22 protein-coding genes and 1 tRNA gene are annotated in these 26,501 nt (G+C 55.3%); 10 read left to right on the forward strand and 13 right to left on the reverse strand.

The features are described from left to right. Positions 1-24: 24 nt before the first annotated feature. Positions 25-798, forward strand: coding sequence for an ABC transporter permease (locus FKCLFG_RS02350; RefSeq protein ID WP_472614640.1), 774 nt, complete (start codon positions 25-27; stop codon positions 796-798). 28 nt (positions 799-826) lie between these two features. Then, on the forward strand, positions 827-1,630 hold the full coding sequence (locus FKCLFG_RS02355; RefSeq protein ID WP_472614641.1) for a transporter substrate-binding domain-containing protein: 804 nt from the start codon (positions 827-829) through the stop codon (positions 1,628-1,630). 98 nt (positions 1,631-1,728) lie between these two features. Here FKCLFG_RS02355 and FKCLFG_RS02360 read toward each other — a convergent pair. After that, positions 1,729-1,803: transfer RNA gene (locus tag FKCLFG_RS02360), tRNA-Arg, on the reverse strand. A gap of 181 nt (positions 1,804-1,984) precedes the next feature. Here FKCLFG_RS02360 and FKCLFG_RS02365 point away from each other — a divergent pair. Continuing rightward, on the forward strand, positions 1,985-3,886 hold the full coding sequence (locus FKCLFG_RS02365) for an ATP-binding cassette domain-containing protein (protein ID WP_472615772.1): 1,902 nt from the start codon (positions 1,985-1,987) through the stop codon (positions 3,884-3,886). A gap of 135 nt (positions 3,887-4,021) precedes the next feature. Here the strand turns inward: FKCLFG_RS02365 and FKCLFG_RS02370 are convergent, their stop codons facing one another. Both FKCLFG_RS02370 and murJ read right to left on the reverse strand, forming a co-directional pair. Continuing rightward, entirely contained in the window at positions 4,022-4,861 is an 840-nt protein-coding gene (locus tag FKCLFG_RS02370) for a SirB1 family protein (protein WP_472614642.1), read from the reverse strand. Between the two features lie 50 nt (positions 4,862-4,911). Then, positions 4,912-6,462, reverse strand: a complete 1,551-nt coding sequence (gene murJ, locus FKCLFG_RS02375; RefSeq protein ID WP_472614643.1) for a murein biosynthesis integral membrane protein MurJ — start codon at positions 6,460-6,462, stop codon at positions 4,912-4,914. A 213-nt stretch (positions 6,463-6,675) separates the two neighbouring features. On the opposite strand from murJ, the gene rpsT reads away from it, so the two are divergent. Then, entirely contained in the window at positions 6,676-6,939 is a 264-nt protein-coding gene (rpsT, locus tag FKCLFG_RS02380) for a 30S ribosomal protein S20 (protein ID WP_472614644.1), read from the forward strand. Between the two features lie 111 nt (positions 6,940-7,050). Here rpsT and FKCLFG_RS02385 read toward each other — a convergent pair whose 3' ends face one another. Both FKCLFG_RS02385 and FKCLFG_RS02390 read right to left on the reverse strand, forming a co-directional pair. Further along, positions 7,051-7,512, reverse strand: a complete 462-nt coding sequence (locus FKCLFG_RS02385; protein WP_472614645.1) for a DUF192 domain-containing protein — start codon at positions 7,510-7,512, stop codon at positions 7,051-7,053. 85 nt (positions 7,513-7,597) lie between these two features. After that, a complete protein-coding gene (locus FKCLFG_RS02390; RefSeq protein WP_472614646.1) occupies positions 7,598-8,155 on the reverse strand; it encodes a pseudouridine synthase in 558 nt (185 codons plus the stop codon). Positions 8,156-8,336: 181 nt separating this feature from the next. Between FKCLFG_RS02390 and icd the strand changes: the two genes are divergently transcribed. Further along, the gene (gene icd / locus FKCLFG_RS02395; RefSeq protein ID WP_472614647.1) at positions 8,337-9,590 is read left to right on the forward strand and encodes an NADP-dependent isocitrate dehydrogenase; all 1,254 of its coding nucleotides are present in this window, start codon (positions 8,337-8,339) and stop codon (positions 9,588-9,590) included. A gap of 182 nt (positions 9,591-9,772) precedes the next feature. Here icd and cspE read toward each other — a convergent pair whose 3' ends face one another. Further along, positions 9,773-9,976 carry a transcription antiterminator/RNA stability regulator CspE gene (gene cspE, locus FKCLFG_RS02400; protein ID WP_010395943.1) on the reverse strand — a complete coding sequence of 68 codons (204 nt, stop codon included), beginning with the start codon at positions 9,974-9,976 and terminating at the stop codon, positions 9,773-9,775. A 331-nt stretch (positions 9,977-10,307) separates the two neighbouring features. Here cspE and clpS point away from each other — a divergent pair, with 331 nt between their 5' ends. Together clpS and clpA are read left to right on the forward strand one after the other, a co-directional pair. Beyond that, positions 10,308-10,616: an ATP-dependent Clp protease adapter ClpS gene (clpS, locus tag FKCLFG_RS02405; RefSeq protein ID WP_472614648.1), complete on the forward strand. Its 309-nt coding sequence runs from the start codon at positions 10,308-10,310 to the stop codon at positions 10,614-10,616. After that, positions 10,613-12,916 carry an ATP-dependent Clp protease ATP-binding subunit ClpA gene (gene clpA / locus FKCLFG_RS02410; RefSeq protein WP_472614649.1) on the forward strand — a complete coding sequence of 768 codons (2,304 nt, stop codon included), beginning with the start codon at positions 10,613-10,615 and terminating at the stop codon, positions 12,914-12,916. Before clpS ends, clpA begins: the two co-directional genes overlap by 4 nt. A gap of 244 nt (positions 12,917-13,160) precedes the next feature. Here the strand turns inward: clpA and FKCLFG_RS02415 are convergent, their stop codons facing one another. The 6 genes from FKCLFG_RS02415 to FKCLFG_RS02440 all read right to left on the reverse strand — a co-directional run bounded on the left by FKCLFG_RS02415 (position 13,161) and on the right by FKCLFG_RS02440 (position 20,767). After that, positions 13,161-14,282, reverse strand: a complete 1,122-nt coding sequence (locus FKCLFG_RS02415; protein ID WP_472614650.1) for a M48 family metalloprotease — start codon at positions 14,280-14,282, stop codon at positions 13,161-13,163. A gap of 3 nt (positions 14,283-14,285) precedes the next feature. After that, the gene (dut, locus tag FKCLFG_RS02420) at positions 14,286-14,732 is read right to left on the reverse strand and encodes a dUTP diphosphatase (RefSeq protein ID WP_472614651.1); all 447 of its coding nucleotides are present in this window, start codon (positions 14,730-14,732) and stop codon (positions 14,286-14,288) included. A 24-nt stretch (positions 14,733-14,756) separates the two neighbouring features. Then, positions 14,757-15,974, reverse strand: coding sequence for a bifunctional phosphopantothenoylcysteine decarboxylase/phosphopantothenate--cysteine ligase CoaBC (gene coaBC, locus FKCLFG_RS02425; protein WP_472614652.1), 1,218 nt, complete (start codon positions 15,972-15,974; stop codon positions 14,757-14,759). Positions 15,975-16,179: 205 nt separating this feature from the next. Next, the gene (gene lspA, locus FKCLFG_RS02430; RefSeq protein ID WP_472614653.1) at positions 16,180-16,680 is read right to left on the reverse strand and encodes a signal peptidase II; all 501 of its coding nucleotides are present in this window, start codon (positions 16,678-16,680) and stop codon (positions 16,180-16,182) included. 81 nt (positions 16,681-16,761) lie between these two features. Further along, entirely contained in the window at positions 16,762-19,689 is a 2,928-nt protein-coding gene (gene ileS / locus FKCLFG_RS02435; protein WP_472614654.1) for an isoleucine--tRNA ligase, read from the reverse strand. Positions 19,690-19,789: 100 nt separating this feature from the next. Continuing rightward, positions 19,790-20,767 carry a bifunctional riboflavin kinase/FAD synthetase gene (locus FKCLFG_RS02440; protein ID WP_472614655.1) on the reverse strand — a complete coding sequence of 326 codons (978 nt, stop codon included), beginning with the start codon at positions 20,765-20,767 and terminating at the stop codon, positions 19,790-19,792. 513 nt (positions 20,768-21,280) lie between these two features. Between FKCLFG_RS02440 and FKCLFG_RS02445 the strand changes: the two genes are divergently transcribed. After that, on the forward strand, positions 21,281-21,796 hold the full coding sequence (locus FKCLFG_RS02445; RefSeq protein ID WP_472614656.1) for a chemotaxis protein CheW: 516 nt from the start codon (positions 21,281-21,283) through the stop codon (positions 21,794-21,796). 40 nt (positions 21,797-21,836) lie between these two features. Then, entirely contained in the window at positions 21,837-23,519 is a 1,683-nt protein-coding gene (locus FKCLFG_RS02450; RefSeq protein WP_472614657.1) for a methyl-accepting chemotaxis protein, read from the forward strand. A 65-nt stretch (positions 23,520-23,584) separates the two neighbouring features. Here FKCLFG_RS02450 and FKCLFG_RS02455 read toward each other — a convergent pair whose 3' ends face one another. Beyond that, positions 23,585-24,310 carry a 16S rRNA (uracil(1498)-N(3))-methyltransferase gene (locus FKCLFG_RS02455; RefSeq protein WP_472614658.1) on the reverse strand — a complete coding sequence of 242 codons (726 nt, stop codon included), beginning with the start codon at positions 24,308-24,310 and terminating at the stop codon, positions 23,585-23,587. Positions 24,311-24,462: 152 nt separating this feature from the next. Here FKCLFG_RS02455 and tkt point away from each other — a divergent pair, with 152 nt between their 5' ends. After that, a complete protein-coding gene (gene tkt, locus FKCLFG_RS02460; protein ID WP_472614659.1) occupies positions 24,463-26,457 on the forward strand; it encodes a transketolase in 1,995 nt (664 codons plus the stop codon). Positions 26,458-26,501 lie beyond the last annotated feature (44 nt).

Here is a 26,501-nt window from a genome sequence, read left to right on the forward strand (position 1 = left end):
GGCTTTCGTATTTTTGAAGTCGCCATGAGTACTCAAATTCGCATTACCGGTTATCGAAAAAAATTCGCCATGATTCTGGCGATTGCATTCATTTTGCTGATGTGGCAAATCGCTGCATGGTTCTTGCCGGATTTTCTGATGCCGGATGTGCCCACCGTGCTGCTGCGCTTGTGGGAAGAGGTGCAGACGGAACAGTTCCGCACCGCCTTGTGGGGCAGCCTGTCGCGGTTAGGCATCGGTTATGGCGCTGCCTTGTTGCTGGGAATTAGCTTCGGACTGGTCGGCGCGGTACTGTTTTTCTTCCGCGAAGTATTGAAGTCGGCCATCATCATTTTGCAATCGATTCCGTCGATCGCATGGGTGCCGCTGCTGTTGATCCTGATGGGTTTCGGCAGTCTGCCGATTATCATCGTGGTGGCGATTGCGGCATTTTTCCCGGCGGCGCTGTCGGTCATGAATGCAACCGAAAGCGTGCAAAAAGTGCATGTATCGGCGGCGCGCGTGATGGGTGCCACGCGCCTCGACCTGCTTAAGCGCGTTTATCTGCCGGCCGTGATGCCGGAACTGATCACCGGCGCGCAGCTGGCTTTCGGCAATGCATGGCGGGCGCTGATTTCAGCTGAAATGCTGATCGGTTTCGGCAAAGGCCTGGGGCGTTCGCTGGCGTATGCGGGCGAAACTGCCGACATGGTCGGCGTCATGATGAACATCCTGACGATTGCGATTCTGGCAGTCCTGATCGATCAGCTCATCCTGGAAAAACTGAAGCACCGTTTGCTGCGTTATCAATACGTTTAGTTATAAAAGTCTGGTCATGGAGTCTGCGATGTCGGTCAAACAGTCATTTCTGCTGCGTACATTGATAGCTGCCCTCTTGGGATGCGCCAGCTTCACCGCATTGGCTGCCGGCTTGCCGGAGCGTGCCAAGTTAGCGGTTGGCGTGGACAGCATCGTGCCGCCTTACGTGGCGGGTGCCAAATACCGCACCCCGGAAAGTATCGAAACCATTCTGGCAAAAGAACTTGCAGCGCGCCTGAAAGTGCCGCTGACCACACTGCGCGCAACACCTGCAAATCGGATGCAGTTGCTGGCCAACGGCAAGGCGGATGTGGTGCTGGCAGCGATTGCCGACACCGATCCCTTCTTGCGCAACGCAGCGGTGGTGTCGACCGGTTACACCGCCGCGCCGCTGGCAATCCTGCGCACCGATACCGATATCAAGCAGCCGGAGCAGCTCAAAGGGCGCACCGTTTGCCTATCCGAAGGCAGGGTTTATGTCGGCACCATGGCCGCCAAATACGGTGCGCTTGAAAAAGTCACCAAAGCGCCGGCCGATTCCCTGCTGGCGCTCAGAAGCGGCGTCTGCGACGCCGCCATACACGACGACGCGATGCTAATCGAACTGCTCAAGCTGCCGGAATGGAAGAAATTTTCAGCCCGCCTGAAAGTCGGGCCGCGCACCGCGCTGGTGCTGATCGCGCCTGCCGGCGACGCCGATACGCTGGCGTTCCTGAAGAAAACTGCGCGTGCGTGGGCGGAGAGCAGTTACTGGGCCCAGACCAAGAAAAAATGGGCCAGTGACATTGCCTTTGAAGTGTATCTGGACCAGAACGTACCGGACTGCCATTAATCCTATCCGGATAGGCTCGCACTGGAACAAAAAAGCCGCATCCTCATAGTGAGAAGTGCGGCTTTCGGGATATTCTGGAACTACCTGAAACTTGTAACTGGTCCCCCCGACTGGAATCGGACCAGTATCCCACGCTTAGGAGGCATGTGCACTATCCATTGTGCTACGGGGAGACGCTTTAGTTGCGCTGAGTTGCTCGCAATTGCGTGCGCATTATCGCATCAAACGGCAGCAATTATAGCCGACGTAATTGCCCGGAATCGTGTCTTTTGTCTGGCAATCGGTACAATGCGTGCTTCATTCATCATTTCGGTCGGCGCTTTTGCGGTGCCGCTCAACCATCATCAGGGCATTATGGCAGTCATTTCTCTTTCCAACGCGCAGCTTGCTTTCGGTCACGTAGCTTTACTCGATCATGCTGAATTTTCGGTCGACTCCTCCGAGCGGGTCGGCTTGATCGGCCGCAACGGCACTGGTAAATCTTCCTTGCTCAAGGTTATCGCCGGTACTTCCAAGCTGGATGACGGCTTGCTGTCGATGCAGCAGGGGATCAAGATTGCATATGTCGAACAGGAGCCACATTTCGAGCCGGATGTCACAGTATTCGATGCAGTCGCTTCAGGCATGGGCGAGATGGCGGCATTGCTGACGGAGTATGAGACTTTGACCGGGCAATTTGGCGGCGATGACGATGACGCGTTGATGGAGCGCATGCACGACATTCAGGTCAAGCTGGATGCGGCCGACGCCTGGAGCCTGAACAACAAGGTTGAAACCACGCTGGACCGCCTGAACCTGGAAGGCGCATCAAAAATGGGGACGCTGTCGGGCGGCATGCAAAAGCGCGTGGCGCTGGCTTGCGCGCTGGTCAGCGCACCGGATGTGCTGCTGCTCGACGAGCCGACCAACCATCTCGATTTCAGCTCGATTCTGTGGCTGGAAAGCTTGCTGCGCGACTATAAGGGCAGCGTGCTGTTCATCACCCACGACCGTAGTTTTCTGGACAATGTCGCCACCCGCATCGTCGAACTCGATCGTGGCCGCATGTTGTCCTTCCCGGGCAATTACACCGCTTATGAAGTGCGCAAGGCCGAACAATTGGAGATCGAAGAGGTTGAAAATGCTAAATTCGACAAGTTCCTGGCGCAGGAAGAAGTCTGGATCCGCAAAGGCGTGAAAGCGCGCCGGGTGCGCGACGAGGGTCGCGTGCGCCGCTTGGAAGCGCTGCGCCTGAATCGCGACGCCCGCCGCAATCAGCAAGGGCAGGTCAATCTGGCGGTGTCGGCTGGCGAGCGCTCCGGCAAGATCGTGGCTGAGCTGGAAAACGTATCGAAGAGTTATGGCGACAAGGTCATCGTGCGCGATTTCAGCGCGACTCTGCTGCGCGGCGACAAGATCGGCCTGATCGGCGCCAATGGTGCCGGCAAGACCACCTTGCTGAAGATGATCCTGGGCCAGGAGCAACCCGATTCCGGTAGCGTCAAGCAAGGCACCAAGCTGCAGATTGCGTACTTCGACCAGATGCGCACCCAGCTCAACGAGAACGACACCCTGGCCGACACCATCGCGCCGGGCAGCGACTGGGTCGAGATCAACGGCCAGCGCCGCCATGTGATGACGTATCTGAACGATTTCCTGTTTTCGCCGGAGCGGGCCCGTTCGCCGGTCAAATCGCTGTCCGGTGGCGAGCGCAACCGGTTGTTGCTTGCGCGCCTGTTCGCCAAGCCGGCCAATGTGCTGGTGCTGGATGAGCCGACCAATGATCTGGATATCGATACGCTGGAGCTGCTGGAAGAGCTGCTGGAAGATTACAAGGGCACGGTATTTCTGGTCAGCCATGACCGCACTTTCCTCGACAACGTGGTGACCGAAGTGATCGTCTCCGAAGGCGAGGGCCTGTGGCGCGAATATATCGGCGGCTATAGCGATTGGGAACGCGTGCGGCCGTCGCAGGCGGCAGTTATCAAGGCCGCCAAGGCTGAATTGAAAGCCGAGCCGAAACAGGAAGTGGCAGCGTTTGCGCAGAAGAAAAAGCTCAGTTACAAGGAGCAGCGTGAACTGGAAGAACTACCGAAGCTGATCGCCAGCCTGGAATCCGAGCAGAAAACGATTTCCGAGCGTTTGGCTGACCCCGATCTATACAAGCAGCCGGCGGCTGAGGGCAAGCGGCTCAATGCGCGCTTTGCCGAGATCGATGCGTTATTGATGGATGCGCTGGAGCAGTGGGAAGTCATCGAAGCGCGCGCCAAGGGCTAAGTCGGTCATTCTTTCATTGCATTATTTTAGGGGGGTATGCATAAAAACTGCATTTCCCCCGCAATAATTTTGTGCGAATAAAAAAATACCGGCATTAGTGTTGGTTCTGAACGGCGGTTTTTCCGCAACGGGAAATTAGCTCGCGCGTTTGCAGGCTTGCCGCAGTCCAGGCAGCCTTTCGCGCAGCGTGTCGGCGTCCGGCGCATACGGTCGTCTGGACAGATAGGTTTCCAGATCCTGCAGCGCCAGTTGCGGGCGCGACAGATTGGCGTACGCCAGGCCGCGGTCGCGGCGTTCGGTGATGTCTTCCGGCAACAAGATGACCAGTCTTTGCTGCACCGCCAGAAATGCTTCCCAGTTTCTTTCTTCTACCAGGATGGATTTCAAGTTGCGCAACATGCGCGCCAGTATTTCGCGCGGATGGGCTGCGTGCAGATAGTGCGCCAGCGTATTTTTCTGCGGCTCTTCTGCCGGTTCGATATGCGGCAACAGCCGCTCTTCCAGTGCCTCTCGCGTCAAACTATTGCCGTTGAGCGGGTCGAGAATGATTTCGCCGCTTGAGACTGACAAGCGCATCAGGAAGTGTCCAGGAAAAGCTATCCCTTTCATCTCCAGGCCGATTTGCTGCGCCACTTCCATGAAGAGTATGGCCAGAGAAATCGGAATCCCGCGTCGCGTCGCGATGACTTGCGGTATGAGGCTGTTGCCGATGTCGTAAAAATGGTTGACGTTGCCGCCAAAGCCCAATTCACCGTAGAAATACTGGTTGAGCAAGCGCAATTTTTGAATATCTGTCATATCCGGCGCCAGCCGTCGCTGCAAGGTGGCGGCAAAACCATCAACCGCGGCTTGGGTGGCACCAAAATCAAGCCGTTCATCAATGCCCTGCGCGACGGCGAGCGCCGCCTCGAACAGCGGAATCGCATCGTCCTGACTGACCAAGGTGGCAAAGTAATCGAGCGGCTGAATCATCATTTGACTATTTTGCCAGTAATCACGTTATTCGGCTGCAAGCGGGTTGGTATTTACAGCGCGATCCGTTTGAAATCCCTGAACCGAAAGCCCATCGCCAGCAACGCGCTGAAGTAGGTTGCGACGCACAGGCTAATGACCAGGAGCAGGGCGCCGATGCGCATCATCGGATGCTCCTTCAATCCCATCCAGTCGACTTGTGCGGCGCTCCAGAGGGCGATACCGGCCAGCAGAAACAGGGCGCCGACAAGACGGATCATAAACAGGCCCCAGCCTTCTTTGGGAGTGTAGATTTTGCGCCGGCGCAGGCCGAAATACAGTAATAGCGCGTTCAGGCAGGCGGCTAGGCCGATCGACAGTGCCAGTCCGGCATGTGCAATCCACGGCACGAAAAGCAGGTTCATCAACTGGGTGGCGATCAAGACGCCGACGGCAATCTTGACCGGCGTGCGGATGTCCTGTTTGGCATAAAATCCGGGCGCCAGGATTTTGACCAGAATCAGGCCGATCAGGCCGACGCCGTAAGCCACCAGCGCATTGCCCGTCATGGCGACATCGCGCGCGGCGAATTTGCCATAGTGAAATAGCGTCGCCGTCAGCGGTTCGGCCAGGGTTAGCAGCCCCACTGCGGCCGGCAGTGCGAGCAGAAAAGTGAGCCGCAAACCCCAGTCCAGCAGCGCCGAATATTCGACTTTATCGCCGTCGGAATTGGCTTTCGACAGACTCGGCAGCAAGATCGTGCCGAGCGCCACGCCCAGTAGCGCGGTGGGAAATTCCATCAGGCGATCCGCGTAAGACAGCCATGAAACGCTGCCGTTGGCCATGCGCGAAGCGATATTGGTATTGATCATCAGGCTGATTTGCGCCACTGACACCGCAAAAGTCGCCGGCACCATCTGTTTGAGCACCCGCCGCACACCCGCATCCCGCAGACAAAATACCGGATTGAGCGAGATGTGCGGCAGCATGCCGATTTTCAGCAGTGCCGGGATTTGCACCGCCAGTTGCAGTATGCCGCCGACGAACACCGCAATCGCCAGCGCGTACACCGGTTGCTTCAGCATCGGCGCCAAGAATAGCGACGCGACGATGAAGGACAGGTTCAGCAACACCGGCGTCAGGGCAGGAATCTTGAATTCGCGCCAGGTATTGAGGATGCCGCCAGACAGCGCCACCAGCGACATGAAGCCGATATACGGAAACATGATGCGCGTCATCGTGACCGAGGCATCAAACGCCTGCGCATTGGATTTCAGGCCGGTGGCAATCAGATACACCACCGCAGGCGCGGCCAAAATACCGACGATGCAGGTAATGAGCAGCGTCCAGGTCAGCACGGTAGCGACATGATCGACCAGTACTTTGGTTGGCTGATCGCCTTTCTGGTTCTTGTATTCAGCCAGAATCGGTACAAACGCCTGGGAAAAGGCACCTTCTGCAAACAGTCGGCGCAATAGATTGGGAATGCGGAACGCGACGAAAAATGCATCGGTATAAGCAGAAGCGCCGAACGCGCGCGCGATCAGGAACTCGCGCAGCAGACCTGTCACGCGGGATAGCATCGTCATGCCCGATACGGTGGCAAGTGTTTTAAGCAAGTTCATGGGGCGGAATTATAGCCGCTCAGAGCATTGCAACCTGTAGCGAGCGCTTCCTATACACTGCTGTTCCAGCAATTGCCACTTGATTTGTCGCGGTGCTCCGGCATCGATTTGCTCGTTTAAAAAAATACCGCTATAATGCGTGGCTTCACAGAATTTTTATCTCGCAACACTCAGGTTTGCGAACGCACTTTGACCTTGTTTTAGGAAATACTCATGGCAAATACAGCACAAGCACGCAAGCGCGCTCGTCAAGCAGTCAAACTGAACGCGCATAATTCCAGCCAGCGTTCCACATTGCGTACAGCAATCAAAGCTGTTCGCAAGGCAATTGCTGCAGGCGACAAAGTAGCTGCAGCCGCAATCTATCAATCGTCTATTTCAACGATCGATCGCATTGCAGACAAAAAAATCATTCACAAAAACAAGGCTGCACGCCATAAGAGCCGCCTTGCTGCAGCTCTGAAAGCACTGGCTTAATTAGTTTCCATTGCTTTGGCCTAGGCTGGAAGCAATGTGATTGATTGAAAAACCCGCTTGATTTTATCGCGCGGGTTTTTTCGTCGTTGCTATATCTTTCGGTATATAAGCTCAGTTCGGGACTAATCCACTTATTACACTGCCGGGCTTGATATTTTTCTGCTTGAACCAACCCTGGTTCATTTCCAGCGCATAGCGAACGGCTTTTTTTGCGCAATGCGAATTGGTGGTTTGTGGTTGCATATCCTCGATATTGACAATTTTTCCACTGCTGTCAATGAACGCAACCGAGAGTGGAATCAAGGTGTTTTTCATCCACATGCAAACGCCTGCGGGTGCCTCGAAGTCGAATATCATTCCTTCGTTGCTGGCCATTTTTTCACGAAACATCAAACCCTGCTGACGCTCGGCCTCATTGGCGGCGACTTCCGCCTTGATCGCATACATTCCTGCACTTAGCGTAGTGCTGCGAAACTTTTGCGTTTGCTGCGCGTATGCGGGTGTTGCGGGTATCGCAAAGCAGACCAAAAAAACGCTAAAAAACCCAATGCACTGACGCGTCTGCCTGTTCATGTTGAAATTCCTTGGCTGAAGAAGATACGCATTTTGACGTAAAAAGGCTCAGTACATCGGGCCTTTTACAATTTTTGTCCAAAAATTATCGTATTTCAGCAGGCGATACCGTGCGCCATTCGCCAGGCATAAGTGGATGGGATTGCAGGGAAATGTTGCCAATGGCGATGCGCACCAACCTTAGAGTGGGCAGGCCAACCGCTGCTGTCATCCGTCGAATCTGGCGATTCTTGCCTTCGGATAGCGTGATGGACAGCCAGTTAGTCGGGTGATTGTTGCGTTCCCGTATCGGCGGATTGCGCGGCCATAGCCAGTCAGGCTGATAAATTTGCCTGACAATACACGGCTGTGTAACGAAGTCCCCGAGATTAAGCGGATTGCGTAAGCGTGCCAGCATGGCGGGATCGGGGGTGCCTTCTACCTGGACGATATAAATTTTCGGTTGTTTATGATCCGGGTGGCTGATATCGTGCTGAAGCTTGCCATCATCCGTGAGCAGCAGCAATCCCTCGCTATCGGCATCGAGTCGACCGGCTGGGTAGACGTTCGGAATGTCGAGATAATCGGCCAGTGTTTGGCGTGTCGGATGTGTAGAAAACTGGCACATCACCTGAAACGGCTTGTTGAATAATATAAGTGGCATGCTGCTAGTGTCGCAAAAACATGGCATCAAGTAAAATACAAGCGCATAATATGAAATTCTAGTCTTATGTCTTATATAAGACACAATCAAGATACATTCGATTAATTGCAAAAGTCAGCAGTATTCAGATGTTCACATAGAGTGATGTACGCTCTTTTTCGCCTCAACTTCGGAGACAACGATGTATCAACATATCAAAGTTCCAGCCGACGGCAAGAAAATTACCGTCAATGCCAATTTTTCATTGAGTGTTCCAGATAACCCGATTATTCCTTATATCGAAGGCGACGGTACCGGCGTTGATATCAGTCCAGTGATGATCAAGGTCATTGACGCCGCTGTCGCCAAAGCATATGACGGCAAGCGCAAGATCAACTGGATGGAAATCTATGCCGGCGAAAAAGCGACACAGGTATATGGTCCGGACGTATGGTTGCCAGAAGAAACGCTGCAGGTTCTGAAGGACTTTGTAGTCTCGATCAAGGGTCCATTGACCACGCCGGTTGGCGGAGGTATTCGGTCGCTGAATGTAGCAATGCGTCAAGCGCTGGATCTGTATGTTTGCCTGCGCCCAGTACGTTATTTCACCGGTGTGCCTTCGCCAGTGCGTGAACCGCAAAAAACCGACATGGTGATTTTCCGGGAAAACTCGGAAGACATTTACGCCGGGATCGAATTTCAGGCAGGTACGGATGAAGCCAAGAAAATAATCGATTTCTTGATGAATGAAATGGGCGTTACGAAAATTCGTTTCCCGAATACTTCCGGTATCGGTATCAAGCCGGTGTCCAGCGAAGGTACCGAGCGTCTGGTGCGCAAGGCAATCCAGTATGCAATTGATAATGACAAGCCATCTGTGACGATTGTGCACAAAGGCAACATCATGAAATACACCGAAGGCGGCTTCCGCGACTGGGCTTATGCCTTGGCGCAAAAAGAATTTGGCGCCGAACTGATCGATGGCGGCCCATGGTGCAAATTCAAAAATCCGAAGACCGGCAAAGACATCGTCGTCAAGGATTCGATTGCAGATGCATTCCTGCAGCAGATTCTGTTGCGTCCCGGCGAGTACAGCGTCATTGCGACATTAAACTTGAACGGCGACTTCATCTCGGACGCGCTGGCGGCTCAGGTCGGTGGTATCGGAATTGCGCCGGGTGCCAATTTATCGGATTCGATTGCGATGTTTGAAGCGACTCACGGTACAGCGCCAAAATACGCCGGAAAAGATTATGTTAATCCTGGTTCACTGATCTTGTCGGCAGAAATGATGTTGCGCCATATGGGCTGGCTGGAAGCGGCTGATCTGATTATCGCTTCGATGCAAAAATCGATTGCATCGAAAAAAGTTACTTACGACTTTGCCCGTCTGATGGAAGGCGCCACTCAGATGTCTTGCTCCGGTTTTGGCGACGTCATGATTGAAAATATGTAATTGCACTACTGCCGTTAATGATTAATAGTTATTAGCGATACACAACAAAAGGCCAGATTAAATCTGGCCTTTTTTAATTGGGTGCAGCTGTTTTCCTCAAAGATTGCCACATGTTCTGCCATCTATGGGCGAAAAAAAACCCTGCAATGCAGGGTTTTCCGAAAACTTTTTTAATCCAAGAATTATGCAGCTTGGATATTTGAAGCTTGCTTGCCTTTAGGGCCTTGCGTGACTTCGAACTGAACTTTTTGACCTTCTTTGAGGGTCTTGAATCCGTTCATGTTAATTGCGGAAAAGTGCGCAAACAGATCTTCTCCACCATCATCTGGAGTGATAAAGCCGAAGCCTTTAGAATCGTTGAACCACTTGACTGTACCTGTTGCCATAATGCATCTTTCAAATAAAAAAAATCACACGAGTCATAAAGCAAGAAACATCAAAATTGCTGCTTCAAACTAAGTACCCACTTATATATTGACAAGAAAATTTTCTTTCCTTGCAATAAATACTATTGTTCTCGGAAAAAAATTTATGGTCAAGCGATTTTTCATCGGCAAACATATTTTATTGCGCTAGATCGAACAAAATGCTCTTGATTTGATCTTTACAGGTGCCATCTGCGAACAGGAAAGAAACCGCGTAATATCAAAAGAAATGAATATTGGACGTCGGTTATGACGCGTTGTATCTGAAGTCGAACGGATTAAGAATAGACGCATGGCCATTAAGCATGAAAACAGTACGCTCATCGAGCAGCGTGAACAGAAATTAAAGGCACCATCCATGTATCAGGTGTTATTGCTCAATGACGATTACACACCGATGGAGTTTGTGGTTGCGATTATTCAGGAGTATTTCAACAAGGATCGCGAGACCGCGACGCATCTGATGCTGAAGGTCCATCGCGACGGTAAAGCGGTATGTGGCGTATATTCGAAAGACATTGCGTCGACCAAAGTGGATCTTGTTTTAACGCATGCCCGTAAAGCGGGGCATCCCCTGCAATGCGTGATGGAGGAAGTATGATTGCCCAGGATTTGGAAGTAAGTTTGCACATGGCTTTTGTCGAAGCCCGTCAGGCACGACATGAATTCATCACTGTCGAGCATCTGTTGCTCGCGCTGCTGGACAATCCATCTGCAGCAGAAGTATTGCGTGCGTGTGCAGTCAGTATCGATGACTTGCGCAAAACACTGTCCAATTTTGTCGCCGACAATACGCCGACAGTGGCGGGCACGAGCGAAGTTGACACACAGCCGACGCTGGGTTTCCAGCGAGTGATTCAGCGTGCAATCATGCACGTCCAGTCTGCCTCAAACGGCAAGAATGAGGTCACTGGCGCCAATGTTCTGGTAGCCATTTTCGGTGAAAAAGATTCACACGCAGTCTATTATTTGCATCAGCAAGGTGTTACCCGCCTCGATGTTGTGAATTTCATTTCACACGGGGTGCGCAAGGATCAACAGTCCGATCCGCAAAAGCCGTCGGAAAGCGCAGATGAGGTGCATACGGAAGGGCAGCAGAAAGAAAGCCCGCTCGACCAATATACGCAGAATCTCAACAAGGCTGCTGCCGAGGGGCGGATCGACCCCTTGATTGGACGGGAAGCGGAAATCGATCGCGTGATTCAGATCTTGTGCCGCCGCCGGAAGAACAATCCGCTGCTGGTGGGCGAGGCCGGCGTTGGCAAGACCGCGATTGCCGAGGGTTTGGCGTGGCGCATCACGCAAGGCAATGTGCCTGAAATCCTGAACAGCGGTATTGTATATTCGCTCGATATGGGCGCTTTGCTGGCAGGGACCAAGTATCGCGGTGACTTTGAGCAACGCCTCAAGGCAGTGCTCAAGCAGCTCAAGGACAATCCGAACGGCATTTTGTTTATCGACGAAATTCATACCATCATCGGTGCTGGTTCGGCTTCTGGTGGCACGCTTGACGCCTCCAACCTGCTCAAGCCGGCGCTTGCCAATGGTCAGTTGAAATGTATTGGCGCCACCACATACACAGAATTTCGCGGCATCTTCGAGAAAGATCATGCGCTGTCACGGCGCTTCCAGAAAGTGGATGTAAATGAGCCGACCGTGGAGCAAACGGTGCAAATTCTACGTGGCTTGAAATCCCGTTTCGAGGAGCATCATGGGGTCAAGTATTCGGCTTCTGCGCTGACCACTGCAGCGGAATTGTCAGCGCGCTTCATCAATGACCGTCATCTGCCCGATAAGGCGATCGACGTGATCGATGAAGCCGGTGCGGCGCAGCGCATTCTGCCCAAATCGAAGCAGAAAAAAATCATCGGCAAGGCGGAAATCGAGGACATCATTTCCAAAATTGCCCGCATTCCGCCGCAATCGGTCAACCAGGATGATCGCAGCAAGCTGCAGACGATTGACCGCGATCTGAAGAATGTGGTGTTCGGCCAGGAACCGGCAATTGAAGCGTTGGCTTCCGCCATCAAGATGGCGCGTGCCGGTTTGGGCAAGACCGACAAGCCGATTGGTTCATTCCTGTTTTCCGGTCCTACTGGTGTAGGCAAGACCGAGGTCGCCAAGCAGTTGGCTTTCGTTCTCGGTATCGACATGATCAGGTTCGATATGTCGGAATACATGGAACGCCATGCGGTTAGCCGGCTGATCGGCGCGCCGCCGGGCTACGTCGGCTTCGATCAGGGCGGCTTGTTGACCGAAGCGATCACCAAGAAACCACATTCCGTGTTGTTGCTGGACGAAATTGAAAAGGCGCATCCCGATATTTTCAATATCCTGCTGCAGGTAATGGACCATGGCACGCTGACTGATAATAATGGCCGCAAAGCGGATTTCCGCAATGTGATCATCATCATGACCACCAATGCAGGAGCCGAAAGCCTGCAAAAACGGTCGATCGGTTTTACCGAGAAGAAAGAGGCCGGCGATGAAATGATCGACATCAAGCGCATGTTTTCGCCTGAATTCCGCAACCGCTTGGATGCGATCATCAGTTTCCGCGCCTTGGACGAAGAAATCATCTTGCGCGTGGTAGACAAGTTCCTAATGCAACTGGAAGAGCAATTGCACGAGAAGAAAGTGGAAGCGATTTTCACCGAAGACTTGCGCAAGTTCCTGGCCAAGAAGGGCTTTGATCCGCAGATGGGCGCACGGCCGATGGCGCGTTTGATCCAGGACCTGATACGCAAGGCCTTGGCCGATGAATTGCTGTTCGGAAAATTGGTTAGCGGCGGCCGCGTGACAGTCGACTTGGATGAGAAAGAGCAGATCAGCTTGAGCTATCCGGAAGAAGGTGATCCGGTTCCGCCACCGGCACCATCACTGGCCACGGAACTCGAATGATGCGATGACTGTGTGTTATAAAAAAACCCGAACTGCCAACAACAGTTCGGGTTTTTTTATCGGCATTTTTCCAGGAGTTGCTGTTGCCGCTTAATCCATCTGTGCTGCCGCGCAGCGGCTGGCGATTTATGTATTCGAATGCTAATAATGGCAGTATATTTTATACTGCTTTATTTTATTTCGGAAATACTGGTATTAAGTAACATACTCCTGCCATAATTCATTTTCTGCGGTGGCGGTTTCCTTACGGTAGCAGCGGTTTTTTGTTCGCCTGTTTGGCCTTGATCTCGGCTACGGTTTGGGTGATTGTTGCTATGCGGTAAGCGGTGGCTGGATGAATTGCCGTATAGCCGTTTAGTACCGTGGCCGGAATTTTCCGGTCCAGCCGCTGCCAAAACGCCACCGCATTGTCGATTTTGTATCCTGCCCGGGTCAGCATGTACAAAGACAGGCTGTCGGCGGCCGCATCGAAATTCTGTGGATAGGCTTTTATTCCTGCCATGCCATTGATTGCATTCAGATCGGGGTTGTGACGGACCAGGTTGTCAATGATGCCGCCCATGGTGGCGCTGATTTTCTGCTTGCTGGCATGCGCCAGTGCGTTATGCGCGAATTCCCGCGCCAGCACCAGAGCCAGTTCTTCGTCGGATTGGACAAAATCGAGCATGCCGCGGGTAATCATTACGCGCTGGCCGTCTGCATAGGCATTGACGTTGTCCGTATTGCCCAGTTCGACCGCGAAAGCGCAGGCGCGAGTCAGCGGGATGCTGAGCGGGATATTCTTGTCGTTGCGTGAAACGGTCAATTTGATCAGCGAACGATTGCGCACCAGCGGGCCCAGAATCGCGGCGGCCTGTCGTTCGGCGTTGGGGCCGAGCGGAAAAGGCTTGTCGCTGGCGCTGATCAGGCGGTCGCCGGGCCGGATGCCGGCGTGTTGGGCGCCGCTGTCGGTCAAGACTTGAATCACTTGCAATTGTTCGTCCAGGCCGTACGCCTTTTGCGCATCTGCGATGAATTCTTCAGGGAAGGAGTACTTGTTCTTGGCAGAAAATCCGAGCAGATTGCGGGCATTGGCCTTGCACAGCGGCGCATTCTGGGTCAGCAAAGGGGCTGCGACCCGATACAGGCGCTCCTGCTGCACTACGATCGAGCGCAGGGGTGCCGGGGCGGGCAGGGTGCTCAATGGCGCGGGAGCGGCACTCGGGCTTTTGGGGGTTTCTGAGGTTGCCGTTATTGGCTGTTGCGTGGCGCAAGCACTGAGCAGCAATGCCGCCGCAGCCCATCCGGAAAGCCGCCGGCAGCGTGCCAGACTGGTGTGTATGTATGTGCGCGCGTACCTTGCAGCGGGCATGTGAAATATCGTCATGGATTATTTTCCTGTGCTGCCGAATCCGCCGGTACCGCGTTCGCTGGTATCAAATTCTTCGACAATGTTAAAACCAACCTGGAGCACCGGTACGATGACCAGTTGCGCCAGGCGTTCCATTGGGTTGAGCGTGAAAGCGGTCTGGCCGCGATTCCAGGTCGACACCATCAACTGCCCCTGATAGTCGGAGTCGATCAAACCGACCAGGTTCCCCAGCACGATGCCATGTTTGTGGCCCAGTCCGCTGCGCGGCAAGATCATCGCGGCGTATGCGGGGTTGGCCACATGGATCGCCAGCCCGGTCGGAATCAGGTGTGTTTCGCCGGGAGCAATGCACAACGGCGCATCGAGGCAGGCCCGCAAGTCCAGTCCGGCGCTGCCGGCGGTGGCGTAGGCCGGCAGTTGGTCCTTGAGGCGCGGGTCAAGAATTTTAATGTCGATGGTTTTCATGGGTTTTGGCTCCTAGTGATTGGTTCAACCTGGTGTTGCCGGATGCTTATGCTGCATGCGGCCGGCGATGACTGCGATCAACTGGCGCGCCAGCGCTTGTTTGTCGTTGCGCGGCAGCAGGGTGTGGCCGTCGGCATCGAACAAGATCAATTCGTTGTCATCTTGGCCGAAAGTATGGTGGCCGATATTGCCGACCAGCAGCGGGATGTTTTTGCGCAGGCGCTTTTGCTCGCCATACTGCAGCAGGTTTTCGGACTCGGCGGCAAAGCCAACGCAGTACGGCCGCTTCGGCAACGCCGCCACGGTGGCCAGAATATCCGGATTTTGCGCAAATTCCAGCACCGGCGCACCGCCTGTGCCATCCTTCTTCAGCTTCTGGGCGCTGGCATTCGCTACCCGCCAGTCGGCCACCGCGGCTACCGCGATAAAGATATCCTGATCGCTCACTTGCGCCAGCACTGCATCGTGCATTTGTTGCGCGGTTTGAACCTGAATGCACTGCACCCCGAACGGTACGTCGAGCGCGGTCGGGCCGGATATCAGGGTGACCAAAGCGCCGGTCTGCTGGGCGGCGCGGGCGATCGCGTAACCCATCTTGCCGGAGGACAGGTTGGTGATGCCGCGCACCGGGTCAATCGGCTCGAAGGTCGGGCCGGCGGTCAGCAGGACGCGCCGGCCCGCCAGAATTTTCGGCTGGAAGGACGCGATGATTTGCTCCAGCAACTGGGCCGGCTCCAGCATGCGGCCCATGCCGTTTTCGCCGCAGGCCTGTGCGCCGGTGTCGGGGCCGAGCAATTCGATACCATCTGCCGCAAGCTGCGCCACATTGCGCTGGGTGGCGGGGTTTTGCCACATTTCGACATTCATCGCCGGCGCTACCAGCAAGGGCAGGCGGGCTGGGCGCGCGATGCACAAGGTCGAGAGCAGGTCGTCGCATGCGCCCTGCGCCAGCTTGCGGATGAAATCGGTCGAGCAAGGCGCGATCACGATGGCGTCGGCGTCCCGGCTGAGGTCGATATGCGCCATGTTGTTGGCGATCCGCGCATCCCACTGATCGGTAAATACCGGCTTGCCGGACAGCGCCTGCAGCGTCACCGGGGTGATGAACTGGGTGGCGGCCTGCGTCATCACGACCTGCACCGAGGCGCCCGCCTTGCCCAACGTGCGGGTCAGTTCCGCCGCCTTGTAACAGGCGACGCCGCCGGTCAGGCCGAGGATAATTTTTTTGCCTGCAAGATCCATCGCTATTCCTTTGATGCTTTGAGATTGAGCGTGTTGCCGTGCAACTAACGGGTAATGCGAGATTAATATAAATTATGGAGTATGCATAAAAAACATATATTTTCCGCATTATTTATATGCTTTTATAAAAAATACACTACCCCTGTATTTTTTATAAAAGATGCCTTGCGTCGCATGTTGTTGCTTAATGCGTTACTTGATGTCGTTACTTATTGACGCGTCGCAACTCATCGAGAATGAACAATCCCGCACCGATAAAAATGGCGCTGTCGGCGAGGTTGAATGCCGGCCAGTGCCAGCCGGCAAAATACACGTCCAGAAAATCGATCACATGGCCGTACATGACGCGGTCAATCACGTTGCCGATGGCGCCGCCCAGAATCAGCGCCAAAGCCCAGCAAAACAGGCGTTGGCCGGCATGGCGTCGCAGCATGTATATGATCACCAGCGCCGCCACCACGCCGACGGTGGTAAAAAAATACCGCTGCCAGCCGGATTCGGTGGCCAGAAAGCTGAATGCTGCGCCTTTATTGTAGGCTAGCACCAGATTGAAAAAAGGGGTTACCGCAAGCGACTCGCCGTAGGTGAATAATTTGGTAATCGTGATCTTGCTCAACTGGTCGAGCAAAATCACGATCGCCGCGATCCCGATCCAGGGCGTAATGTTGGTGCGTGAACTGGAAGAATAACGATTTTTTGTTGTCATTGCGATGTACTCCGGAGGTATGTCAGGTTGGCCTGTCATGCCGGAAACCGGCATGACAGGCTGCGGAGTTAATGCAAGCGATCAGGCAAAGCGCCGTGTTTCGCCCGCGCCAAACAGATTGCTGATGCAGCGCCCGCACAAACCGGGATGCTCGGCATGGCTGCCGACATCGGCGCGATAGTGCCAGCAGCGCTCGCATTTCTGGTGCGCCGAAGGAGTCACGACAACGCCTTCTTCTTCCTTGTTGGCAACTTCAAGCACTGCGGCTTGCGAGGTAATCAGCACGAATTTCAGATCGTCGCCCATGCCGCTCAATAGCGCAAATTTGTCGCCGCTGGCTTTGATACTGATCTCTGCTTGCAGCGATGAACCGATAGCGCCGGCGCTGCGCACTTCTTCCATTTGCTTGGTGACATCGGCGCGAATTTCGCGCAACTGGGCATACTTGGCCAGCAATGCCGGCGCATCGGCGACTTCAGGCAGCGTGTAATAGGTCTGGGTGAAAACCGTTTCGTCGCTGTTGGTGAATGCTTCTTTGCTGGCGAATACGGCCCAGGCTTCTTCGGCGGTGAAAGAAAGCATCGGCGCCATCACGCGCAATAGCGATTGCGTGATGTGCCACATGGCGCTCTGCGCCGAGCGGCGTGCGTGCGAGGTGGTGCCGCCGGTATACAGGCGATCTTTCAGGATGTCGAGGTAGAAACTGCCCAGGTCTTCCGAGCAGAAACCTTGCAGCTTGGCCACTACCGGATGAAATTCATAGGCGTCGTAATGGGCCAGAATTTCGGCTTGCAAGGCGGCTACGCTGGCTACCGCATAGCGGTCGATTTCCATCATCTCCGCGACCGGCACCGCATCTTTCGCAAAATCGAAGTCGGAGGTATTGGCCAGCAAGAAACGCAGTGTATTGCGAATGCGGCGATACGCTTCGGTCACGCGTTTCAGGATTTCATCCGAAATATTCAATTCGCCCGAATAATCGGTGGAGGCAACCCACAGCCGCAGGATGTCGGCCCCGAGCGTGTCCGAGACTTTCTGCGGCGCGACCACATTGCCTTTCGACTTCGACATTTTCTTGCCTTCGCCATCGACCACGAAACCGTGCGTCAGCAAAGCCTTGTACGGCGCGCAGCCATTCAGCATCGAAGACGTCAGCAGCGAAGAGTGGAACCAGCCGCGATGCTGGTCCGAGCCTTCCAGATACAAGTCGGCCGGGAATTGCAATTGTCCGGCGTGCGAGCCTTTGCCTTGTCGACCGCCTAGCACGGTTTGGTGCGTGGTGCCGGAATCGAACCAGACGTCCAGCGTGTCCTTGTTCTTCACGTACATCGGCGCGTCGTCGCCCAGCAGTTCGTTGATATCGACTGCGTGCCAGGCTTCGATGCCGTGCTGTTCGATCCGTTGGGCGATGATCTCCAGCAATTCCGCTGTACGCGGATGCAGTTCGCCGCTTTCCTTGTGAACGAAAAAGGCCATCGGCACGCCCCACTGGCGTTGCCGCGACAGCGTCCAGTCGGGCCGGTTGGCGATCATGCCGTGCAGCCGCGCCTTGCCCCAACCGGGGTAAAAAGCGGTGTCGTCGATCGCCTTGAGCGCGGTTTCGCGCAAGCTCAGGCCGCCGTCTTTTGGCGTGAGGTCCATGCCGGCGAACCATTGCGAGGTGGCGCGATAGACGATCGGCGTCTTGTGGCGCCAGCAGTGCATATAGCTGTGGTCGAACATCACCAGCTTGAACAATGCGCCGACTTCTTCCAGTTTGGCGCAGATCGGCTTCGACGCTTCCCAGATCGTCATGCCGCCGAAAAACGGCAGCCAGGATGCGTATTTGCCGTCGCCCATCACCGGTTTCAGGATTTCGTCATCGGTCATTCCGTGCGCCTTGCAGGAAATGAAGTCATCGATGCCATAAGCAGGTGCCGAGTGAACCACGCCGGTGCCGGTGCCGAGTTCGACATATTCGCCCAGAAATACCGGCGAATAGCGGTTGTAGCCTTCATCCAAGTCGGCGAACGGGTGTTTGAACTTGATCAGACTCAGCGCTGCACCCTTGCAGGTGGCGATAATTTTGCCTTCCAGGCCGAAGCGCTGCAGGCAGGATTCGACCAGATCTTCGGCCAGAATCAGCAGAATGGTTTCGTCATTGCGCACGGTTTGCACCAGCGCATACGTGAACTCGGGATGCATGTTCAGCGCCTGATTGGCGGGAATGGTCCATGGCGTGGTGGTCCAGATCACCGCGTAACCGTTGTCGGTGGGCAGTTGCGGCAACCCGAAGGCGGCGGCGATCTTGTCGGGCTCGGCGAACGGGAAGCCGACATCGATGCCGGGGTCGCGCTTGTCCTGATATTCGACTTCCGCCTCGGCCAGCGCCGAGCCGCAGTCGAAGCACCAATTGACCGGTTTCAGGCCGCGATAGATATAGCCTTTTTCCAGCATGGTGCCGAGCGCGCGCAATTCGTCGGCTTCGTTGCCGAAGTCCATGGTTTTGTATGGGTTATCCCATTCGCCCAGTACGCCCAGCCGGATGAAATCCTTTTTCTGACGCTCGATTTGCTCGCTGGCGTAGGCGCGCGCCTTGGCTTGCACTTGTTCCACCGGCAGATTCTTGCCGTACAGCTTTTCGATCTGGATCTCGATCGGCATGCCGTGGCAATCCCAGCCCGGCACGTATTGCGCATCGAAACCGGCCATGTTGCGGGCCTTGATGATCATGTCTTTTAGGATTTTGTTGACCGCGTGGCCGATATGGATATCGCCATTCGCATACGGCGGGCCGTCATGCAGGATGAATTTTGGGCGGTTGGCCGAGGCCTTGCGGATGCGCTGATAGATTTTTTTCTCTTGCCATTCCTTGACCCATTGCGGCTCGCGTTTGGCCAGATCGCCGCGCATCGGGAAGGGGGTTTCGGTCATGTTGACCGGATATTTGCTGTGCGCCTTGTTGGCAGGCTTGTTAGCCGGTTTGCTGGATTGCTTGACTTCAGGCTTGTTTGCTTGGTTATCGGGCATAGTATTTCTTCAATGATGTTCAGTGAAATTCAGCGATGTATATTTAACTTAAAGCGATTTATACAGCGGATAGATGGCGCGCTGCGTGGCGTCGGCAGCTTCAAATTCGGTCGGTCGCCGTGGTGGCGGCTGCTGCGCGGTGTTTGAAGTAAGCGCGCGCTTGTACCTCATCGTGGGCTATGGCGTCGATCAGAGTCGGCAAATCGACATATTTTTCCTCGTCCCGCAGCTTCTTCAGGAATTCGACCCGGATCAGTTTGCCGTAGCACTGTTGGGCATAATCGAACAGATGCGTTTCCAGCAGCACGCGGCCGCTGTCGTCGACCGTCGGCCGCAATCCCAGGCTGGCAACGCCCGGCAACGGCGTCTCGGTCAGTCCATGCACCTGAACGATGAAAATCCCGTTCAGCACCGGGTGCGGGTGGGTCACGCGCAGGTTCAGGGTCGGGAATCCCAGCGTGCGTCCCAGTTTCTTGCCGTGGACCACATGGCCGGAAATGGCGTAAGGCTGGCCTAGCAATTGGTTTGCATGGTCGAAGTCGCTTGCCGCCAATGCGGCGCGCACCGCCGACGAAGAAATGCGGGTGCCGTCGTTGGTGACCGTGCGCAGCACTTCCACCTCGAAGCCGTATTTCTTGCCGGACTCGACCAGCGTTGCCAGGTTGCCGGCACGTTTGGCGCCGTAGCAGAAGTCTTCACCCACAATCAGCCATTTGACGTGCAAGCGCTGCACCAGCACTTTTTCCACAAAATCCTGTGGCGTCAGGCTGGCGAAATGGGCATTGAAATGCTCGACGATGACGTGCTCGATGCCGGTTGTGGCTAATGCTTGCAACTTGTCGCGCAAGTTCGCAATGCGGCTGGGCGCGCGGCTCGGGTGGCCGTGGACGCGGGCGAAAAATTCGCGCGGGTGCGGCTCGAAAGTCATCACCGCCGCATCCAGTTGCAAACGGGCGGCGGCTTCGCACACGCGCGCAAGCAGGGCCTGATGCCCAAGATGCACACCATCGAAGTTGCCGATCGCCAGCGCACAGGGCGCACGCGATGCGGCATTGGGAAGTCCGCGAAATACCTTCATACAGATTCAGTGTTGGGATTGCTGCAAAGCTTTTGATTATAAGTGCTTTCTTGCGCTTCCCCTTGGATTGTAAAACCAGCGCGGATTAGGCATGTTGTGGCATTCCGGCGCATTTCACACTGCAAGCTACAGCAAGCACCGAGTTGCGTTGCATGTATGGCTGGACGCAAGTGTCTGCGCGGCTTCCAAATTTAAACCTAATTAGATTAGCAAAAAACTCGTATAAATTAATTATATTGGCAGTATATTAATATTAACCCTATTTTGCGCATGTTATTAATAGGGTTTTAAAAATACAGTATGCTGTATAAGCAGGCTCCTGTAAGCTTGCGGAATTCAAGCCAACGATGCGACCGGCAGCGCGCTGCGTTAAAGTTTTACTGGGTATAGCCGCTACCTGCCATACTTCAGTTGCCGTGTAGTAATTTGCTGCCGGCAACCGGACTTCGGTTTCCAGACAGCCATCCAGTTCAGGATCGGATGCATTGTAATCACCCCTTTTAAGAGAGCACCATGTCTTCTTCAACCCAATCACTCTCCGCCGTAGGCAATCACCCAAATCAGGCAGACACGCATGGCCGCAACGAGTTTCTGGCGTTTACTCTGGGGCAGGAAGAGTACGGCATCGACATACTTAAAGTGCAGGAAATACGCGGCTATGAAGTTGTGACCCGGATCGCCAATGCGCCCGAGTTTCTCAAGGGCGTCATCAACCTACGCGGCATCATCGTGCCGGTGGTCGATATGCGCATCAAATTCAAGCTGGGCACGCCGACCTACGACCAGTTCACGGTGGTCATCATCCTCAACATCGGCGGGCGCATCATGGGAATGGTGGTCGACAGCGTCTCCGACGTGATCACGCTGGTGCCAGAGCAGATCAAGCCGGCGCCGGATCTGGGAGCCGCTTTCGATAGCGATTATTTGATCGGGCTGGGCACGGTCGAAGAGCGCATGCTGATTCTGGTGGATATCGACAAATTGATGTCTTCGGCCGAGATGGGCTTGATTGAAAAAAATGCTGCATAGCATTGCATTGGATCTTTGGATTTCCAGGTAAAACATAGAAATGATTTTAACAATTAAAACGCGCCTGATCGGCGTAGTAGGATTCTTGTCCTTGCTCACTGTCGTTATCGGGATGCTGGGCCTGAATGGCATGAACAAGACCAATGCCGGACTGAAAACCGTGTATGAGGGGCGCGCAGTGCCGCTGGAGCAGATGGCGACGATGAATAACCTGTTGCAGGAAAATCTGCTCGGCATCGTCAGTGTGCTGCAGGACCCGATGCCCGATAAGATCAAATCCGAAACCGCTAAGATCGATGCCAGAATCCTGGAGATTACCAATATCTGGCGCGCCTATACATCGTCCAGGTTGACGCCGGAAGAAAAACGGCTGGCCGACAAGTTTCAAGTCGACCGCAGCCGTTTCGTCAAGGAAGGGCTACTGCCCGCCGTTGCAGCGTTGCGCGAGGAGCGCATCGGCGAGGTGCAGCTAAGGTGGCATGAAATTGAATCCCTCTCCAGTCCGGTCAGAAACAGTTTTAGCGCATTGCGAAAATTGCAAGTCGATGGCGCCAAGGCAGAATACGATGCAAACGTGGCGCGCAACGATACAACCCAGTTCGGCATCTTAGTAGCCATTGCTCTGGGCGTATTGCTGGCGGCTGCGGCTGCCTACTTCCTGATCAGGAGCATATTGCGTCCGATGCATCACGCCATCGATGTGGCGCACAGCATTGCCGCCGGCGATTTGACGGCCGAGGTAAAAATCCAATCCGCCGATGAAATCGGCCAGTTATTGCGCGCCATCAAGGAAATGAGCGACAGTCTGGTGGGCATCGTCTCCCGGGTTCGCAGCGGCACCGATGCCATCGCCACCGCATCGAGCCAGATCGCAGCCGGCAACCTCGATCTTTCCAGCCGCACCGAAGGCCAGGCCAGCAGCCTGGAACAAACTGCAGCTTCGATGGAAGAACTGACCGGCACCGTCAAGCAAAACGCCGACAATGCCCGACAAGCCAATCAACTGGCGCTCACCGCCTCCGAAGTTGCTGTCAAAAGCGGCGAAGTGGTGTCCCAGGTAGTCGACACCATGGCTGCCATCGACGTCTCCGCCAAGAAAATCGTCGACATCATCGGCGTCATCGACGGCATCGCATTCCAGACCAATATCCTGGCCCTGAACGCCGCAGTCGAAGCGGCCCGTGCCGGCGAACAGGGCCGGGGCTTTGCGGTAGTGGCTTCCGAAGTGCGCAACCTGGCGCAACGCTCCGCCACTGCGGCCAAGGAAATAAAGTCGCTGATCGACGACTCGGTGCAAAAGGTCGGAGTCGGCAACAAGCTGGCGGCGCACGCCGGCGACACCATGGAGCAGGTAGTGGCCAGCGTGCGCCACGTAACCGACATCATGTCTGAAATCACCGCCGCCAGCCAGGAGCAAAGCCAGGGCATCGAACAGGTCAATCAGGCCATTGCCCAAATGGATGAAGTTACGCAGCAAAACGCCGCCCTGGTAGAAGAAGCTGCCGCCGCCGCCCAGTCATTGCAGCAGCAAGCCGGCAGTCTGAGCCAGGTGGTGGGGATGTTCCGGCTCGATATGTCGCCCGCAATGGCAGCGCCGGCGCAGAAAAACGGTATCGCTCTAATCGAAAAACGGCATGCAGTAGCCAAGGTCGCGCGCCCGGTCAAGCGAGCCGCTGCAAAAACTCCGGTAAGCAGTGACGAGGAGAGCTGGGAAGAATTCTGAGGTGGGTAAGAAACAAACAAATATGCCGCCGGGACAACAACTCGGCGGCATATTTTTTTACCAGCTCACATTTCACCCCACATCGCGTTCAACGTTGCCAGCGCCGCCAGCCCGGCGGTTTCGGTGCGCAACACGCGTGGTCCCATCGACAGCATCAGCGCGCCTTGCGAAACGGCCATCGATTCTTCCACTTCGCTAAAACCGCCCTCCGGCCCGATCAGCAATGCCAGTGCCTGCGGCGGATGATGGCGGGCCCAGCCGGACAGCGATTGTTCGGCGCGCGGGCTGAGCAGAATGCGGCGGTGCAAGTCCTGCTGCGTGATCCAGCTTTTGAAGTCGCACAGTTCGCCCAGTTGCGCCAGGCGGTTGCGTCCGCTCTGCTCGCTAGCGGCGACGATGATGCCCTGCCAATGGGCCAGTTTCTTTTCGGCGCGTTCGCCGGACAGCCGCATTACACAGCGCTGGGCCGACAACGGCTGGATCGCGGCCGCACCCAATTCCACCGCTTTTTCAATGATCCAGTCCATTTTCGATGATTCCGGCAGCGCCTGCGCCAGTGTGATCGCGTAGGGAAGCTCGACATCGCGCGCGGTGTACGCTTTAACTTCGGCGCTGACGCGTTTTTTTTCGATGACGGTCAGGGTCGCCGTATATACGCCGCCATCGCCGTTGAATAGAGTGATCGCCGTTCCTGGCTCCAGGCGCAGGACCTGGATGTGATGGGCGACATGGTCGGGCAATACCAATTGGGTACCGATCGCCAGCGGCTGTGAGCAATAAAAACGGGGCATGGTAAATCCGGTTAGGAGGAATCCCGATTTTAATTCGGCACCTGTGTCTCTGGTAAAATACTTGGCTTCGCACTGTGCACTGTCGTTGTTCACTGATTACGCAAGTCTATGAGCATGTCCTTATTCCCCCATCGTCATTCAAACAGACCAACATGAATTCCACGCTCCCAACTACCAAGATGGCCAACGCGATCCGCGCGCTGGCGATGGATGCTGTCCAAAAAGCCAACTCCGGGCATCCCGGCATGCCGATGGGAATGGCCGATATCGCCGTCGCCTTGTGGGCCGGGCATTACCGCCACAATCCGGCCAACCCGCACTGGATCAACCGCGACCGTTTCGTGTTGTCGAACGGACATGGTTCGTTGCTGCACTATGCGTTGCTGCACCTGACCGGCTACGATTTGTCGATTGAAGATCTCAAAAATTTCCGTCAGATGCACTCGAAGACACCGGGCCATCCGGAAGTCCACGTCACGCCGGGCATCGAGACCACCACCGGCCCGCTCGGCCAGGGTTTGGCCAACGTGGTCGGGATGGCGCTGGCAGAAAGATTGCTGGCGGCTGAATTCAACCAGCCCGGTTTTGCCGTGGTCGATCATCACTCCTACGTATTCCTGGGCGACGGCTGCCTGATGGAAGGCATTTCGCACGAAGTCTGTTCGCTGGCCGGCACCTTGCGCCTGAACAAGATCATCGCGCTGTATGACGACAACGGCATCTCGATCGACGGTCATGTCGAAGGCTGGTTCCTGGACGACACCCCGAAACGCTTCGAAGCCTACGGCTGGAACGTGATTCCTGCAGTGGATGGCCACGATGTTGCGGCCGTCGATGCCGCGATTGCGCAAGCCAAGCTGTCCGACAAACCGACGCTGATCTGCTGCAAGAGCGTGATCGGCAAGGGCTCGCCGAACATGGAAGGCACCCACAATGTGCATGGCGCTCCCTTGGGCGACAAGGAAATCGCCGCGGTGCGCGAAACCCTGGATTGGCCGCATACGCCGTTCGAAGTGCCGGCCGATGTCTACGCCGCCTGGGATGCGAAAGCACAAGGCGCGCGTATTGAAGCGCAATGGGATGCCTTGTTCAACGCCTACAGCGAGCGTTACCCGCAGCAAGCGGGCGAACTGCTGCGCCGCATGAAAGGCGAATTGCCGGGCAATTTCAACGATGTGGTCAAGGCCTATATCGCCAGCTGCGTCGCAAAGAAAGAAACCATCGCCAGCCGCAAGGCCAGCCAGAATACGATTCAAGCCCTGGCGCCGACCTTGCCCGAGTTCCTCGGCGGTTCCGCCGACCTGACCGGCTCCAACCTGACCAACTGGAAAGAATGCGTTGCGGTGCGCGCCGACCAGCCCGGCAACCACATCAATTACGGCGTGCGCGAATTCGGCATGAGCGCCATCATGAACGGCATCGCGCTGCATGGCGGCTACATCCCGTTCGGCGCCACCTTCCTGACCTTTTCCGACTACAGCCGCAATGCGCTGCGCATGGCTGCTTTGATGAAAATCCGCTCGATTTTCGTCTTCACGCACGACTCGATCGGCCTTGGCGAAGACGGCCCGACCCATCAGTCGGTCGAGCACGTCTCCAGCCTGCGCCTGATCCCGAACCTGGATAACTGGCGTCCCTGCGACACGGTCGAATCCGCTGTGGCCTGGGCGCATGCGGTCACCCGTCGTCACGGCCCGTCGACCCTGATTTTCTCGCGCCAGAACCTGCAATATCAGGAACGCACGCCGGAACAAATTACCCATATTCATCGTGGCGGCTACGTGCTGAAAGACGCGGCGGATGCCAAGGCGATCCTGATCGCGACCGGCTCCGAAGTCGAACTGGCGATGCAGGCAGCGCAACAACTGGCCCAGCAAGGCGTGCCGGTACGCGTGGTATCGATGCCATGCACCGACGCGTTCGACCGCCAGGAATCGGCTTACAAAGCCAGTGTCCTGACACGCGGCTTGCCGCGGGTCGCGATTGAAGCCGGCGTGACCGACTTCTGGTACAAATATGTCGGTCTTGAAGGTGCGGTAATCGGCATCGACACCTTCGGTGAGTCCGCTCCGGCGGGCGTATTGTTCAAGCATTTTGGTTTCACGGTCGACAATGTCGTGGCCAATGTGAAATTGGTTATTGCTTAACTATATTATTTAACCAATATTGCTTAATTAACCCATTTACTTAA

This window comes from Gelidimonas denitrificans (assembly GCF_055694065.1).